This window comes from Pseudomonas sp. UBA6276 (genome assembly GCF_002438365.1).
In the GTDB taxonomy this organism is placed as follows: Bacteria; Pseudomonadota; Gammaproteobacteria; order Pseudomonadales; family Pseudomonadaceae; genus Aquipseudomonas; species Aquipseudomonas coleopterorum.
Map to the genome: position 1 here is coordinate 1 of NZ_DJUS01000001.1, position 14,686 is coordinate 14,686.

Consider the following 14,686-nt stretch of genomic DNA (forward strand, 5'->3'; position numbering starts at 1 on the left):
GCAGCACCGCCGCCAGTGCCGGCGACAAGGTCAGCGAGTTGAACGCCGAAATGACCGTGGAAATGGCAATGGTCAGGGCGAACTGCTTGTAGAACTGCCCCGTGAGGCCGGAAATGAACGCTGCCGGCACGAACACCGCGCACAGCACCAGGGCCGTGGCGATGATCGGCCCGGTGACCTCGCGCATGGCCCGCTCGGTGGCGGCCACCGGTTCCAGGCCCAGCTCGATGTTACGCTCGACGTTCTCTACCACCACGATGGCGTCGTCCACCACGATGCCGATGGCCAGCACCAGGCCGAACAGCGACAGCGCGTTGAGCGAGAAGCCGAACATGTGCATCACCGCAAAGGTGCCGATCAGCGACACCGGTACCGCCACCAGCGGAATGATCGACGCCCGCCAGGTCTGCAGGAACAGGATCACCACCAGCACGACCAGGATCAGCGCTTCGAACAGGGTATGCACCACCGCTTCGATCGAACCGCGCACGAAAATGGTCGGGTCGTAGACGATGCTGTAGTCCATGCCTTCAGGGAACGACTGTTTCAGTTCGGCCATCTTGGCCCGAACCTGATTGGACACGTCGATGGCATTGGAGCCGGGCCGCTGGAAGATCGGCAGGGCCACTGCCGGCTGGTTGTTGAGCAGCGAGCGCAGCGCGTACTGGCTGGAGCCCAGCTCCACCCGGGCGATGTCCTTGAGGCGGGTGATTTCACCGTCGTCGGCGGCGCGCACGACGATGTTCTCGAACTCTTCCTCGGTGACCAGGCGACCCTGGGTGTTGACCGACAGCTGGAAACTGCTGGCATTGGGCGCAGGCGGGGCGCCCAGTTGGCCGGCAGCGACCTGGCGGTTCTGTTCGCGAATGGCGGTGACCACGTCGGTGGCCGTCAGGTTGCGCGACGCGGTCTTGTTCGGGTCCAGCCAGACCCGCAGCGAATAGTCGCCCATGCCGAACAGCTGCACGTCGCCGATGCCGTTGAGCCTGGCCAGTTCGTCCTTGATGTTCAAGGTGGCATAGTTAGACAGGTAGAGCATGTCGTAGCGCTGGTCGGGGGAGGTCAGGTGGACCACCATGGTCAGGTCCGGCGAGGCCTTGTCCACGGTGATGCCGATCCGGGTCACCTCTTCAGGCAGCTTTGGCTGAGTGCGGGTCACACGGTTCTGCACTTGCACCTGGGCGTTGTCCAGGTCGGTGCCCAGAGCGAAGGTCAGGGTCAGGGTCAGCTTGCCGTCGGCGGTGGACTGCGAGGACATGTACAGCATGTTCTCCACACCGGTGATGGCCTGCTCCAGAGGCGCGGCCACCGTTTCACCGATGACCTTGGGGTTGGCACCGGGGAAACTGGCACGCACCACCACGGTCGGTGGCACCACTTCGGGGTACTCGCTGATCGGCAGCTGGAACAGCGAGATGGCGCCGGCGATCAGAATGATCAGCGACAGCACGGCGGCGAAGATCGGCCGCTTGATGAAGAATTGAGAGAAGTTCATCGCAGTGATCCCTTAACCGCGTGGAGTCGAAACGCTGGCAACCTTGACCGGCGTTGCGGGCGTGTTGCTGGCTTCCAGGGCCTGGCGCTGTTCGGCCAGGGCGGCGAGGGTCGCGGGGCTGGCCATCTGGGCAACCTCGGGATCGACCTGGGCACCGGGCCGGACGCGCTGCAGGCCATTGATGACGATGCGGTCACCCTTGTTCAGGCCGCTGCGCACGATGCGCAGGCCTTCCAATTTGGGCCCCAGCTCGATGCTGCGGTAGGCGGCCTTGTTGTCCGGGTCCATCACCAGCACGAATTTCTTGCCCAGGTCGGTACCTACCGCTTCGTCCTTGATCAGCACGGCCGAGTAGGTGGCGCTGCCCACCAGCTTCAGCCGGGCGTACAAACCAGGGGTGAAACTGCCGTCCTTGTTGTCGAACACCGCGCGACCGCGGATGGTGCCGGTCTTGGGGTTGACCTGGTTGTCGACGAAATTCATGTGCCCCAGGTGCGGGTTGCCGGGCTCGTTGGAGAGGCCCAGGTAGACCGGGGTGGTCTGGCCACGCTGACCTTGCCGGGCCAGTTGGGTGTACTTGAGGTACACCCGCTCGTCGGCATCGAAGTAGGCGTACACCTTGTCGGTGGAGACCACACTGGTCAGCGGCGTCACATCGGCGGTGACGATATTGCCGGCGGTGATCTCGGCGCGGCTGACGCGGCCGCTGATCGGCGCTGTCACGCGGGTGAAGCTCAGGTTCAGGCGGGCCAAGTCCAGCTGTGCCTGAATGCCGGCCAGCGCGGCGCGCGATTCCTGCGCGGCGCTGCTGCGGGTTTCGGCCAGCTCGGCGGAGATGGCGTTGCTCGCCTGCAGGCGCTGACCGCGCTGGGCTTCGTTGTCGCTGCGCACGGAATTGGCGCGGGCCTGTTGCAATTGTGCTTCCAGGCGTCGCACTTCGGCCTGGAACGGCCGCGGATCGATCTGGAACAGCAGGTCGCCCTTGTTCACCAGGGCGCCCTCGGTGAAGGCTACCTGGTCAATCTGGCCCGACACGCGTGGACGGATCTCGACGGTTTCCGGCGCTTCCAGGCGTCCGGTGAACTCGTCCCATTCATTGACCGGCTGTTCCAGCACCTGAGCCACGGTGACCTTGGGAGCAGGCGGGGCCTGAGCAACGTCCGGCGTTTTGCCGCAGGCGCTGATCACCATCAGCGCAAGGGCCGCCAACGGGAAACGCAACGGAGTGAGTGACTGGTGCATGTGCAGATCCGCCAAGTGAGTTAAGGGAGCATTAACGATGGGGCGGATGATGCGGCGCGGGCGCGACCATCGACGAATCGAATGGTTCGAAGGTAACTATCAGCGTGAATGATGAACACCGCACCAAGTGCTTGATTTTCAGGTAGATACTAAGCTTGCTATCGATCTCATCGATAGAAGCGCGACGGCGGCTTCGGCGGTGACGGCACAGGTATACAATCTTTGAAATACTTTCCCACTGTAGGAATTTGTTCTGGCAGCGGTAGGATCAGATTCCGAAACTACTCAAGACCTCTATGAACCCCCTCCCGGAACCTTGCAGTCCCGCGCTTCCCGCAACATCCTTCCCCTGCCTGACGAGTAACCTTCCATGGAATGGCTAGCCGACCCCACGGCCTGGCTCGGCCTGGCGACCCTGATCGTCCTGGAACTGGTTCTGGGCATCGACAACCTGGTGTTCATCGCGATTCTCGCCGACAAGCTGCCGCCCCATCAGCGCGATCGCGCGCGGGTGATCGGCCTGTCCCTGGCGTTGATCATGCGTCTGGGCCTGCTGGCCAGTATTTCCTGGATGGTGACCCTGACCGAGCCCTTGTTCGAAGTGTTCGGCAAGACGTTCTCCGGGCGTGACCTGATCATGCTGTTCGGCGGTGTCTTCCTGCTGTTCAAGGCCACCATGGAGTTGCACGAACGGCTCGAAGGGCATGTCGCTCAGCGCGCTGGGGTCAAGACCTACGCACTGTTCTGGCCGATCGTTGCGCAGATCGTCGTGCTCGATGCGGTGTTCTCCCTGGATGCGGTCATCACCGCCGTGGGCATGGTGGATGAACTGTCGATCATGATGATCGCGGTGATCTTCTCCATCGGCCTGATGATCGTCGCCAGCAAGCCGTTGACCCGTTTCGTCAACAGCCACCCGACGGTGATCATGCTGTGCCTGGGCTTCCTGATGATGATCGGCTTCGCGCTGACCGCCGAAGGCCTGGGCTTCCACATTCCCAAGGGCTACCTGTACGCCGCGATCGGTTTCTCGATCCTGATCGAGGTGTTCAACCAGATCGCGCGGGCACGGCGCAAACACAAGCACCAGGACCGGCCGATGCGCGAGCGCACCGCCCACGCCGTGTTGCGCCTGCTCGGCGGTCGCCGTCCGGCCAGCGAAGCCATGGACGAGGAAATCGAAGACCTGGTAGGGGAGGAGCCGAGCGAAGCGCTGTTTGACAGACGCGAGCGGGTGATGATCAGCGGGGTACTGAACCTGGCCGAAAAGCCGATCCGCAGCATCATGACCGTGCGTGCCCAGGTCGACTGTCTGGATTTGGACGCGTCGCGGGAAGTCACCGAGCAGACCCTGATGCAGTCGTCCTACTCACGCCTGCCATTGATCGCTCAGGGTCAGGTCGACGAGCCGCTGGGTTTCGTTCACAAGAAAGAGCTGCTCAAGCAACTCCTGGCCGGTGAGGCACCGGGCCTGGCCAGCCTGGCGCGCCAGCCGATCAATCTGCTCGAAAGCTTCAGCATTCTCAACGCTTTGGAGCAGATGCGCGCGCAGTCCACGCACATCGCGTTCGTGGTCAACGAGTTCGGTGGGTTCATCGGGATTCTGACCATGACCGACATTCTCGAATCGATCGCAGGCGAGCTGCCCGACGCCAGTGAGGTGCAGGCCCCGGACATCGTCGAGCAGGACGATGGCTATCGCGTCAGCGCCGCACTGGACCTCAGGCAGATCCAGACGCGCATCGGTTTCGATGCGCCGCCGACCAACGACTACCAAACCCTGGCGGGCATGGTCATGAGCCTGCTCGACCGTTTGCCCAAACAAGGCGATACCCTGCAGTGGGAGCAATGGACCCTGACCGTGCTGACGGTCGAGGAGCGTCGGGTCAAGCAGGTGCTCCTGCGCAAGCAGCCAGTAGACGTCTAGCGCGGTATCACACCGCGCGACGCGAGCGAGCCAGATGCTTGGCCCCCTCGAACATCAACACCAGCACCGCCAGCCAGATCGGCAAGTAGGTCAGCCACTGGTCTGGCGCGATGCTCTCGCCCAGCAACAGCGCCACACCCACCAACAACACCGGCTCCACATAGCTGAGCAGTCCGAACAGGCTGAACGGCAGCAGGCGGCTGGCCATCACATAGCAGATCAATGCCGAGGCGCTGATCACCCCCAGAATCGGGATCAGCACGTACAGCAGCGGTCGCGCGTCCATATCCGCCGATGACAGATGCCCTTGCACGATGAACAACAGCGCCGCCGGCAGCATGAGGCACATGTCCGTCCACAACCCGCCCAGGTGATCGTTGCGGCACGCGCGGCGCAGCACGAAATACACCGGGTAGCCGGCTGCCACCAGCAGCGTTTCCCAAGCGAAGCGGCCATGCTGGAACAATTCGTGGCCCACACCACAGGAGGCGCAGAGTACCGCCAGTTTCTGCAGATGCGAGAGCTGTTCGCCATACACCAGACGCCCGGTCAGCACCATGGTCAGCGGCAGCAGGAAATACCCCAACGACACTTCCAGGCTGCGCCCGTGCAGCGGTGCCCAGAGGAACAGCCACAGCTGCACGCCCATCAGCGCCGAGGTACCGATCGAGCCGAGCAACAGTACCGGGCGCTGGGCAATGCGACGCCAGACCTTGCCGATCAGCGGCAGATCGCCGCTGAGCCACATGAACAGGGTCACGCAGGGCAGGGTCAGCAGCATGCGCCAGCCGAACATCTCTTCGCCACTCAGGGGCGCCAGCAACGAGGTATAGAAATACATCACGGCGAACAAGGTCGACGCCGTGACGGATGTGATGATGCCTTTGGACAAGGGGAGCCTCGAAACGCAAAAACCTGACTGAGCCGACAATGATCTCAGGCAGCCGAGCAGGGTACAACCTGTGCGTTCAGAGGCCGTGCTTTCAGCCCTGCCGCAGTGCCCGCTCGAAATCCGTCGGCGGCATGGGCCGGGCGAACAGATACCCTTGCAGGTACTTCACCTCCCGTGCCGCGAGGTAGGCGCGTTGCTCCTCGGTTTCCACGCCTTCGGCCACTACTTGCAGGCCGAGCTTGGCCGACAGCTCGATGATGCTGTCCAGCACATGCCGCGAAAGGGTGTTGACGCCGATCATGGCTACGAAGCTCTGGTCGATCTTGAGGAGGTCGACCTTGAATTGCTGCAGATAGCTAAGGCTCGACTGGCCGGTACCGAAATCGTCGATCGCAATGCTCACGCCCAGTCCACGCAGACGGTCGAACAGCCCGTGGATCTCGGCGCAGGGCTGGATCAGCTCACGTTCGGTCAGCTCCAGGGTCAAGGCGATCCGGCCTTGCGGAAAAGCATCGAGGAATGCCTTGCAGTCGTCGAACAACGCCGGGTCCTGGCAATGCCGCGCGGTGACATTGATGCCGACGTGGAAACCCTCCGGCAGGTGATCCAGGCAGGCCGCCAGTTGGTGCGCCGTGCGCTTCATCAGCAGGCGGGTCATGGGCACGATCAATCCACAGTCTTCGGCATAGGGGATGAACAAATCCGGACGGACCAGGCCTTCACGCGGATGCTGCCAGCGCATCAACACCTCCACACCGGCCCAGGTGCCCCCCTGGCTGAGCACGATGGGCTGGAAGAAGGGCACGAACTCCCCTGCATCCAGGGCGCGTTGCAGTTCCTGGTAGCGCGATGGGGAGCGGCTCATGGCCCACCGGCAGAGCCCACCGGCAACCGCCGCGATCAGCAGCAGCAGGGCGAACATCCCGATGTACTGTTCACGAATCACGGTCCAGCGGGCCCCGGCCGGGAAGCCACTGACGACGCTGAACGGATAACGCGCAGACTTAAGCTGCGTGTGGGCCACCGCCGACACGGGTGCAGTGCCTTGATGAACCTTGCCATTGGCCTCGATCCAGTTCGGACCCACCTGCAGGGTGATCGCGTTGGCCGAGCCCATCATTCGCAAGGCGTTGGACAAGTGATAGCCGTCGACGGTGCTCAATACGCTGGCCTGGCCACGGGTGGCACGGTAGATCAACAAGCCGCGGTCAGGTGTCACCGGATTGCCCGCCAGCAGCCACAACTGTCCATCGACGTAGTCGAGCGGGTCCACTGCTTCGCTGACGTCGCCGGACAGCGAGCTGCAATACAGTGTGCCGGCGTCGATCAGGTTCACCGAGCGCACGAAGGGCCGCCGGGTGACCTGATCGAGCAGGGCCGGTTGCACTTGAGCGCACGGTTGGCCGGACAGCGGCAGGACTGCATCGGCGGCTGCCGCCACGTTGTCGAGGATAAGTTCGAATTGCTCGATCGCCAGTTGACTGGTGCGCACAGCCGCCGAGTTCAGCGAACGGTCGGCTTCCCAGCTCAAAATGAGCGCGCCGCAGACCAATGGCACCGCTGCCGCTACCCAGGGCAGCAGCAGACGCGAATATCGGCGTTTGGAAGCGGCGAGTTGCAACGGCATGAAGGCGACAATCCTTGTGCGCGGAGACAGCGGACGGGGAAGTCGCCATCATTTCATGAAAGCGCCTGCAGGGGCAGGCGCGGGTATTTATTTATCCTTGGATTGATCCGGCTTCTGCATCTGCACCGAGGACGGTGTGCCGTCGTTGTTGCCTTTGGTGGTGCTCTTGTCAGCACTGTCGAAACAGCCTTGCAGCAGCGCCAGGCTAAGCACCAGCCCAGCGAATGGAAGCATTTTCATGGTGATCTCCGGTGTTCAAGGCGTACTGGTTTGACTCGGTCGTATCCATTTGGTTGCCTGCCAGGCGCTGTCCTCCCACGACCTATTGCGACTGCGCAAGGTCACATGCAAGGCCAGTCAGCCAAGGGAGCCCGGCACGGATGAAAAAACTCAAGATCGCCACCTTCAACGTCAACGGCATCCGTGCGCATCAGGCCAACCTGATCGCCTGGCTGGAACGCGATCAGCCGGACATCGTGTGTCTGCAGGAGCTCAAGGCAGCCGACAAGGACTTCCCCGCCAGCGCGTTGGAAGCCGTAGGGTACGGTGCCCTCTGGCACGGACAGTCGTCATGGAATGGCGTTGCCATCCTGGCTCGGGACGCGCAACCTTTGGAGAGTCGCCGAGGCCTGCCCGGCGATCCGGACGAGCAGCAGAGCCGCTACCTGGAAGCAGCCGTACACGGTGTACTGGTCGGCTGCCTGTACCTGCCCAACGGCAACCCTCAGCCAGGCCCCAAGTTCGACTACAAGCTGGCCTGGTTCGAACGCCTGATCGAGCACGCCAGTACGCTGCAATCCAGCGATCATCCTGTCGTACTGGCGGGTGACTACAATGTAGTGCCCACCGATCAGGACATCTACAGCCCCAAGTCCTGGCTCAAGGACGCCTTGCTGCAACCCGAAAGTCGGGAAGCCTATGCGCGGCTGCTCGAGCAAGGCTGGACCGACGCGCTACGCGCGCTGTACCCGGAAGAGCGCATCTACACCTTCTGGGACTACTTCCGACAGCACTGGCAGAAGAATTCCGGGTTGCGCATCGATCACCTGCTGCTCAACCCGGCACTGGCGCCGTACCTGACGGACGCCGGCGTGGATGCCTGGGTGCGCAACGAGGCACACGCCAGCGACCATGCGCCGACCTGGATCCAGATCGGCACACGCAAGCGCAAGCGCTGATGCCTCAGGCGTCGGCCACCCCTCGCAGGCGCTGGGCACCCTTGCGCAGCAACTGCTCGGTGGCCGCCCAGCCCAGGCAGCCATCGGTGACCGACACGCCATAGCGCATGTGCCCACTGATGGGCTGATTGCCTTCCTGCAAGTGGCTTTCCAACATGACCGCCACCAACGACCGATCGCCGTCCAGGCGCTGCTGCAGCACATCGTCGAACACCGCTGGCTGACGCAGAGGGTCCTTGCCACTGTTGGCATGGCTGCAGTCGACCATGATCCGCGCTTTCACGCCTGCCTTGGCCAGGTCGTGATGGACTTGAGCGACACTCTGCCGGTCGTAGTTCGGGCCTCGGTGGCCGCCACGCAACACCAGGTGGGTGTCGGGGTTGCCGGTGGTGTCGATCATCGCCGGGTGCCCTTGCGGATCGATACCGAAGTGGCGATGAGCGTGTGCCGCACTGCGCATGGCATCGCAGGCCACGCCTACACTGCCGTCGGTGCCGTTCTTGAAGCCCACCGGGATGCCCAGGCCGCTGGCCAGTTCGCGATGGATCTGCGATTCGGTGGTGCGCGCGCCGATTGCGACCCAGCTCAACAGGTCATCGAAGTAGCCCGCTGCCATTGGCTGCAGCACTTCGCTGGCCAGCGGCAGGCCCAAGGTCAGCATTTCGCGCATCAGGTCGCGGCACAGGGTCAGGCCGCCCGCCATGTCGTCGGTGCCGTCCAGGTAAGGATCGTACGCCAGGCCTTTCCAGCCCACCGTGGTGCGTGGCTTTTCCACGTAGGCGCGCATCACCAGCAGCATCTCGCCGTTGAGCTCGTGGGCCAGCTGGCTCAGGTTGCGGGCGTACTCGAGTGCGGACTTTGGATCGTGCAAGGAACAGGGGCCGACCACCACCAGCAGGCGTGGGTCACGGCCTTCGAGAATGGCGCGGATGGCAAGACGGTGATTTTGTACCTGGGCCGCGAGTGGGTCCGGTACGGGCAGCTGTTGCTTGAGCGCGAAATGGCTGGGCAGGCGATGGGTCGCCGATGTATTGGCGGCGTCCTTCACAGCGTGGGGCTGGACGAGGGTGGTGCGAGGCAGAGCGGTCAGGCTGTTGTTCATGATCAAGTTCCTGGACAGCGGCGGGGTGGTTGCCCGCTTGCGCTGTCCTATCAAGGTGTTCGACAAAGTGCCGGGGAATCTGGACTGAGGGTCATGCCACCCATGAGCGACCGGTCGGAGGCGGCAGGCTGGCCCGAACGGAGGTTGCTAAATCGCCAGAAGTCGCAAGTGTCGAAGCGGTAATAAGTGAAGTAGGTCATGAAGCGTTCCTCGATTCGTGGCGAAAGTGCCGGTAGAAAGATGATGTGCTGTAAAGCGTGAAACCCTGAAAAGCAAAAACCCCCGGTCGGGGAGCCGACCGGGGGTTGAGAATTCTCTGTCAGGCGACCCCTACGAAATGGGCGCCGAGATGGGTATCAGGCGCGCCAGTGGCTAAACCAATACCCAAAATAAAAGCTTACCGGTGCACGCACAGCCGTCATTGCTGCGCAGGTCGCAGGCAAGGATGCAGGGCTGAGGGTGTTGTGCGACATTGTGCATCTCCGGTAGATGGCTGGAGCTTACTTCAGCCGTGGCGAAGGATTCAAGCCCATTCTCGCAGTAGAGACAATTCGATGACTCTGTACCTACGGCCTGCTGCCAATGCCGATCTGCGGTTCGCCCGAGACCTCACTCGGCAGGCCATGCTGCCTTACTACGCTCGGCACGACCTGCTCTGGCTAGACGCCGGCTTCGACCAGGCCTGGCACTGGCGCGATAACCGGGTGATCTGCCGCGATACGGTATCACTGGGCTACATCAGCCTTTCCAGAGATACCCAGGCCCTGTTCATTCGCGAGTTGCATCTGCTTCCGGCGCATCGTGGGCAAGGCGTGGGTCAATGGGTGCTCGAACAGGTCGCGCTGCTGGCGCGCAGTGAGCGCTTGCCGCGAATACGACTGATGGTGTTCAAGGTCAATCCCGCGCAGCGACTCTACAGCCGCAACGGTTTCGAAGTGGTGGGCGAGCAGGACAGCTTTCTGCGCATGGAGCTTGTCCTGCCCAGACGCGGCCACTGACGGCGTCCCCGGCGCTGCCCCTGTCAGCGCTGGCCGGGCTCCAGCGTGACGGTGATGGTGCCCAGCTTCATGCCCAGTAGCACGGCGACCTTGTGCGCCTCGCCACGCCGTCCTTTCTTGCGTCCGGCCAGCACCTGATAGGTGGTGGCTGGGTCCACGCCATGCTCGCGCGCAAACTCTTGTACCGATTTCCCTTGCTGATCGAGCCAGGCCCTGGCTTGTGCGGCAGTCCGTATACCATGCATAGTTCAAGTCCGTTTTAGATGGTTCAAAGTAGTATTTTTCAGCACCGTTTCGGGTGTTTCGATAAAGGATTATACATTCAAATGACTGGAATCGGTCCCCGACTAAGGGAAGAGCGCGAGCGTCTGGAGCTCACGCAACGAGAGTTTGGCCAAGTGGGCGGGGTGGAACCCAATGCCCAGGGCAAGTACGAAAATGGTGAAAGATCCCCCAGAGCCGACTATTTGGCAGCTGTTTCGACGATAGGCGTCGACGTTCTGTATGTCGTGCTGGGGCGCCGGACACCCCTCGCCGAGCAGGCACTCAGCGGAGGCGAGGAAAAAGTCCTAGAGACATATCGGATACTTCCTACGTCTGGGCAAGCAGCTCTGAGCAATCTGGCCAACAGCATGGCCGAGATGGCGGCGAACTATTCGGTACGCGGCAGGGTCCAGAAAAAAATAGCGCCTGCAAAGCGTCCTGATTAATTGTCGCATCGACGTGCAACGCCATATCCATGACGCTTTGAGCTAGGTCCAAGGGGGCAATGTTTGCTACTGTGGCGGCATTCCCCGAGACCACTATTACGAGGTGTCCGTTTGATTCGGGTTCTAGTAGTCGACGATCACGACCTGGTCCGTACCGGTATCACGCGCATGCTCGCCGATATCGATGATCTGCAGGTCGTGGGCCAGGCGGAGTCGGGCGAGGGGGCGCTGCAGTCTGCCCGCGATCTCAAGCCGGACGTGGTCCTGATGGACGTCAAGATGCCCGGCATCGGTGGTCTCGAAGCCACGCGCAAACTGTTGCGCAGCCACCCCGATATAAAGGTGGTCGCCGTGACCGTCTGCGAGGAAGACCCATTCCCCACGCGCCTGCTGCAAGCTGGTGCGGCGGGGTACCTGACCAAGGGCGCAGGGCTGGCAGAAATGGTTCAGGCCATTCGCCTGGTCTTCGCCGGTCAGCGCTACATCAGCCCACAGATTGCCCAACAGCTGGCGCTCAAGTCATTTCAGCCACAGACCAGCCATTCGCCGTTCGACCTGTTGTCCGAACGGGAAATCCAGATTGCCTTGATGATCGTTGGCTGCCAGAAGGTCCAGATCATCTCAGATAAGCTCTGCCTGTCGCCAAAGACGGTCAACACCTACCGCTACCGGATCTTCGAGAAGCTTTCCGTGACCAGTGATGTGGAATTGACCTTGCTGGCGGTCCGGCATGGCATGGTAGACACCAACCTTTGACCATGACCGCTCCATTCGATCCCAGTGCCTTTCTTGCCACCTGCAGCGGACGTCCGGGCGTGTACCGGATGTTCGACGACGCCATGCGCCTGCTGTACGTGGGCAAGGCCAAGAACCTCAAGAAGCGTCTTGCCAGCTATTTCCGCAAGACCGGCCAGGCACCCAAGACGGCCGCGCTGGTGGGCAAGATCCACCAGATCGAAACCACCATCACTGCCAACGAGACCGAGGCGCTGCTGCTCGAGCAGACCCTGATCAAGGAATGGCGGCCGCCCTACAACATTCTGCTGCGTGACGATAAGTCCTACCCGTATGTGTTTCTGTCCGACGGCGAATTTCCACGGTTGAGCATTCACCGGGGCGCCAAGAAAGCCAAGGGTCGATACTTCGGCCCGTACCCAAGCGCCGGGGCGATCCGTGAAAGCCTGAGCCTGCTGCAGAAAACCTTCTTCGTGCGTCAGTGCGAGGACAGCTATTTCAGGAATCGTACGCGCCCCTGTCTGCAGCACCAGATCAAACGCTGCAAGGCACCGTGCGTCAGGTTGGTGGAAGCGCCGGAATACGCCGAGGACGTGCGCCATTCGGTGATGTTCCTGGAAGGGCGCAGCAACCAGCTGACCAATGAGCTGTCGGCCAGCATGGAGAAGGCGGCGATGGACCTGCAGTTCGAGGAGGCTGCGCAACTGCGCGACCAGATCGGCCTGCTGCGCCGTGTGCAGGACCAGCAAAGCATGGAAGGCGGCAGCGGCGACGTCGACGTCATCGCCGCTTTCGTCAATCCGGGCGGTGCCTGCGTGCACCTCATCACCGTGCGCAGCGGCAGGGTTCTGGGCAGCAAGAATTTCTTTCCCCAAGTGGGTATCGAAGAGGAGGTCGCCGAGGTCATGTCGGCGTTCCTGTCGCAGTACTACCTGGGCAGTTCCGAGCGCGACCTGCCCAGCGAGTTGATCGTCAACGTCATTCCCGAAGACCACGAAGCGTTGCTCGATGCCCTCGACACCCTGCGTGGACGCGAGCTGAGCCTCAGCCATCGCGTGCGCGGCACTCGGGCACGCTGGCAGCAGTTGGCGGTGACCAACGCCGAGCAGGCGCTGGGCGCACGCCTCGCCAACCGCCAGCACGTCGCCGCGCGTTTCGATGCGCTGGCCGAGGTGCTGAACCTGGACGAGCCCCCGCAGCGCCTCGAGTGCTACGACATCAGCCACTCCAGCGGTGAAGCCACCGTGGCGTCATGCGTGGTGTTCGGCCCCGAAGGGCCGATCAAGTCCGATTACCGTCGCTATAACATCGATGGCGTTACCGCAGGCGATGATTACGCGGCCATGCATCAGGCGCTCATGCGGCGCTTCAGCAAGATCAAGGCAGGCGAGGGCAAGCTGCCAGACGTGCTGTTGGTGGACGGTGGCAAGGGCCAGTTGAACATGGCCCGGGACGTCCTCAACGAGCTGGCCATACCCGACCTGATCCTGCTCGGCGTGGCCAAGGGCACGACGCGCAAGGCCGGCTTCGAAACGTTGTACCTCAACGACGTGGCTCACGAGTTCACGCTCAAGGGTGATTCGCCGGCGCTGCACCTGATCCAGCAGATCCGTGACGAAGCCCACCGTTTTGCAATCACCGGTCACCGTGCACGGCGCGGCAAGACCCGACGTACCTCCACCCTTGAAGGAGTGGCAGGCGTCGGGCCAAAGCGCCGTCGCGAACTGCTCAAGCATTTCGGCGGGCTACAGGAAATCGCCCGTGCCAGTGTCGAGGAAATCGCCAAGGCACCGGGAATCAGTAAAAAGCTGGCAGAGTCGATTTATGCGAACCTGCACAGCGAGTAGAATGCCATCTCACCTTGCAGCCAGTTGTGCCGATGAATATCCCTAACTTGCTTACCGTACTGCGCGTCCTGCTGATACCGTTCTTCATACTGCTGTTCTATCTGCCTTACCATTGGAGCTACATGGCAGCCAGTACGGTGTTCGCGATCGCGGCAGCCACCGACTGGCTGGATGGCTATCTGGCCCGTCGTTGGGAGCAGAGTACGCCGTTCGGCGCCTTCCTCGACCCGGTGGCCGACAAGCTCATGGTGGCGGTGGCCCTGGTGCTGCTGGTGCAGGAGCACGCCAACTTCTGGCTGACTTTGCCTGCTGCCATCATCATCGGCCGCGAGATCGTCGTTTCCGCGCTGCGCGAGTGGATGGCCGAGATCGGCGCGCGGGCCCAGGTGGCAGTGTCCAACATGGGCAAATGGAAGACCGCTGCGCAGATGCTGGCGCTGGTCATCCTGCTGGCCAACCCCAAGGCAGTGACCTTCTGGGTCATCGTCGGCTATACGCTTTTGATCGTCGCCGCCGCGTTGACCCTGTGGTCCATGCTGCAATACCTGCGCGCCGCCTGGCCACACTTGCGCACGACCGCTGAGAAAAAATAAAACTATTTTTGAATCAAAGGCTTGACGGGTGTCGCCGATTAGATAGAATGGCGCCCGTCAACACGACGCGGGAATAGCTCAGTTGGTAGAGCACGACCTTGCCAAGGTCGGGGTCGCGAGTTCGAGTCTCGTTTCCCGCTCCAAATTGGATCTGCAGGATTTCATGAATTCTGCTGATCATTGAAAAAAGGACCTTCGGGTCCTTTTTTCGTTGCCTCGAAAAAACCCGGCAGGCCGTTCGAAACTCTGCTATCAGCTCCGAGACGACCGTCTACGCTGCTTTTTTCAGACCGTGCCCATCCCTTGCCGACTCACATGCTCACGTCCTACGCACGCTGAG

The 14,686-nt window shown here is 62.0% G+C and carries 14 protein-coding genes and 1 tRNA gene; 8 read left to right on the top strand and 7 right to left on the bottom strand.

The annotated features are described in order from the left end of the window. Together B2V21_RS00005 and mexE are read right to left on the bottom strand one after the other, a co-directional pair. The coding region (locus B2V21_RS00005) for an efflux RND transporter permease subunit (RefSeq protein ID WP_286915655.1) at positions 1-1,495 on the bottom strand (1,495 nt) is incomplete at its 3' end. Between the two features lie 12 nt (positions 1,496-1,507). Then, positions 1,508-2,737, bottom strand: a complete 1,230-nt coding sequence (gene mexE, locus B2V21_RS00010; protein ID WP_049859920.1) for a multidrug efflux RND transporter periplasmic adaptor subunit MexE — start codon at positions 2,735-2,737, stop codon at positions 1,508-1,510. Positions 2,738-3,107: 370 nt separating this feature from the next. Between mexE and B2V21_RS00015 the strand changes: the two genes are divergently transcribed. Continuing rightward, complete coding sequence (locus tag B2V21_RS00015; protein ID WP_286915656.1) at positions 3,108-4,664, top strand: TerC family protein; 1,557 nt, start codon at positions 3,108-3,110, stop codon at positions 4,662-4,664. 7 nt (positions 4,665-4,671) lie between these two features. Here B2V21_RS00015 and rarD read toward each other — a convergent pair whose 3' ends face one another. The 3 genes from rarD to B2V21_RS00030 all read right to left on the bottom strand — a co-directional run bounded on the left by rarD (position 4,672) and on the right by B2V21_RS00030 (position 7,423). Further along, positions 4,672-5,556: an EamA family transporter RarD gene (rarD, locus tag B2V21_RS00020; RefSeq protein ID WP_286915657.1), complete on the bottom strand. Its 885-nt coding sequence runs from the start codon at positions 5,554-5,556 to the stop codon at positions 4,672-4,674. Between the two features lie 91 nt (positions 5,557-5,647). After that, positions 5,648-7,183 (bottom strand): cyclic diguanylate phosphodiesterase, encoded by a 1,536-nt coding sequence (locus tag B2V21_RS00025; protein WP_282346343.1) that lies wholly within the window; start codon positions 7,181-7,183, stop codon positions 5,648-5,650. Positions 7,184-7,270: 87 nt separating this feature from the next. Continuing rightward, positions 7,271-7,423 carry a hypothetical protein gene (locus B2V21_RS00030; protein ID WP_167375944.1) on the bottom strand — a complete coding sequence of 51 codons (153 nt, stop codon included), beginning with the start codon at positions 7,421-7,423 and terminating at the stop codon, positions 7,271-7,273. Between the two features lie 140 nt (positions 7,424-7,563). Here B2V21_RS00030 and xth point away from each other — a divergent pair, with 140 nt between their 5' ends. Beyond that, complete coding sequence (xth, locus tag B2V21_RS00035; protein WP_049859924.1) at positions 7,564-8,361, top strand: exodeoxyribonuclease III; 798 nt, start codon at positions 7,564-7,566, stop codon at positions 8,359-8,361. 4 nt (positions 8,362-8,365) lie between these two features. Here xth and B2V21_RS00040 read toward each other — a convergent pair whose 3' ends face one another. Beyond that, positions 8,366-9,463: a 3-deoxy-7-phosphoheptulonate synthase gene (locus tag B2V21_RS00040; RefSeq protein WP_090358906.1), complete on the bottom strand. Its 1,098-nt coding sequence runs from the start codon at positions 9,461-9,463 to the stop codon at positions 8,366-8,368. Between the two features lie 554 nt (positions 9,464-10,017). On the opposite strand from B2V21_RS00040, the gene B2V21_RS00045 reads away from it, so the two are divergent. Then, a complete protein-coding gene (locus B2V21_RS00045) occupies positions 10,018-10,461 on the top strand; it encodes a GNAT family N-acetyltransferase (RefSeq protein WP_122743367.1) in 444 nt (147 codons plus the stop codon). A gap of 23 nt (positions 10,462-10,484) precedes the next feature. Here the strand turns inward: B2V21_RS00045 and B2V21_RS00050 are convergent, their stop codons facing one another. After that, complete coding sequence (locus B2V21_RS00050; protein ID WP_049859927.1) at positions 10,485-10,706, bottom strand: DNA-binding protein; 222 nt, start codon at positions 10,704-10,706, stop codon at positions 10,485-10,487. A gap of 81 nt (positions 10,707-10,787) precedes the next feature. Between B2V21_RS00050 and B2V21_RS00055 the strand changes: the two genes are divergently transcribed. From B2V21_RS00055 to B2V21_RS00075, 5 genes are all read left to right on the top strand, one after another. Beyond that, on the top strand, positions 10,788-11,171 hold the full coding sequence (locus B2V21_RS00055; protein ID WP_049859928.1) for a helix-turn-helix domain-containing protein: 384 nt from the start codon (positions 10,788-10,790) through the stop codon (positions 11,169-11,171). 111 nt (positions 11,172-11,282) lie between these two features. Then, positions 11,283-11,927, top strand: coding sequence for a response regulator transcription factor GacA (gene gacA / locus B2V21_RS00060; RefSeq protein WP_049859929.1), 645 nt, complete (start codon positions 11,283-11,285; stop codon positions 11,925-11,927). 2 nt (positions 11,928-11,929) lie between these two features. Then, positions 11,930-13,753, top strand: coding sequence for an excinuclease ABC subunit UvrC (gene uvrC / locus B2V21_RS00065; RefSeq protein ID WP_056842276.1), 1,824 nt, complete (start codon positions 11,930-11,932; stop codon positions 13,751-13,753). 32 nt (positions 13,754-13,785) lie between these two features. Beyond that, entirely contained in the window at positions 13,786-14,346 is a 561-nt protein-coding gene (gene pgsA / locus B2V21_RS00070) for a CDP-diacylglycerol--glycerol-3-phosphate 3-phosphatidyltransferase (RefSeq protein WP_049859931.1), read from the top strand. A 67-nt stretch (positions 14,347-14,413) separates the two neighbouring features. Further along, positions 14,414-14,489 (top strand) — tRNA-Gly (locus B2V21_RS00075). Positions 14,490-14,686: the final 197 nt, after the last annotated feature.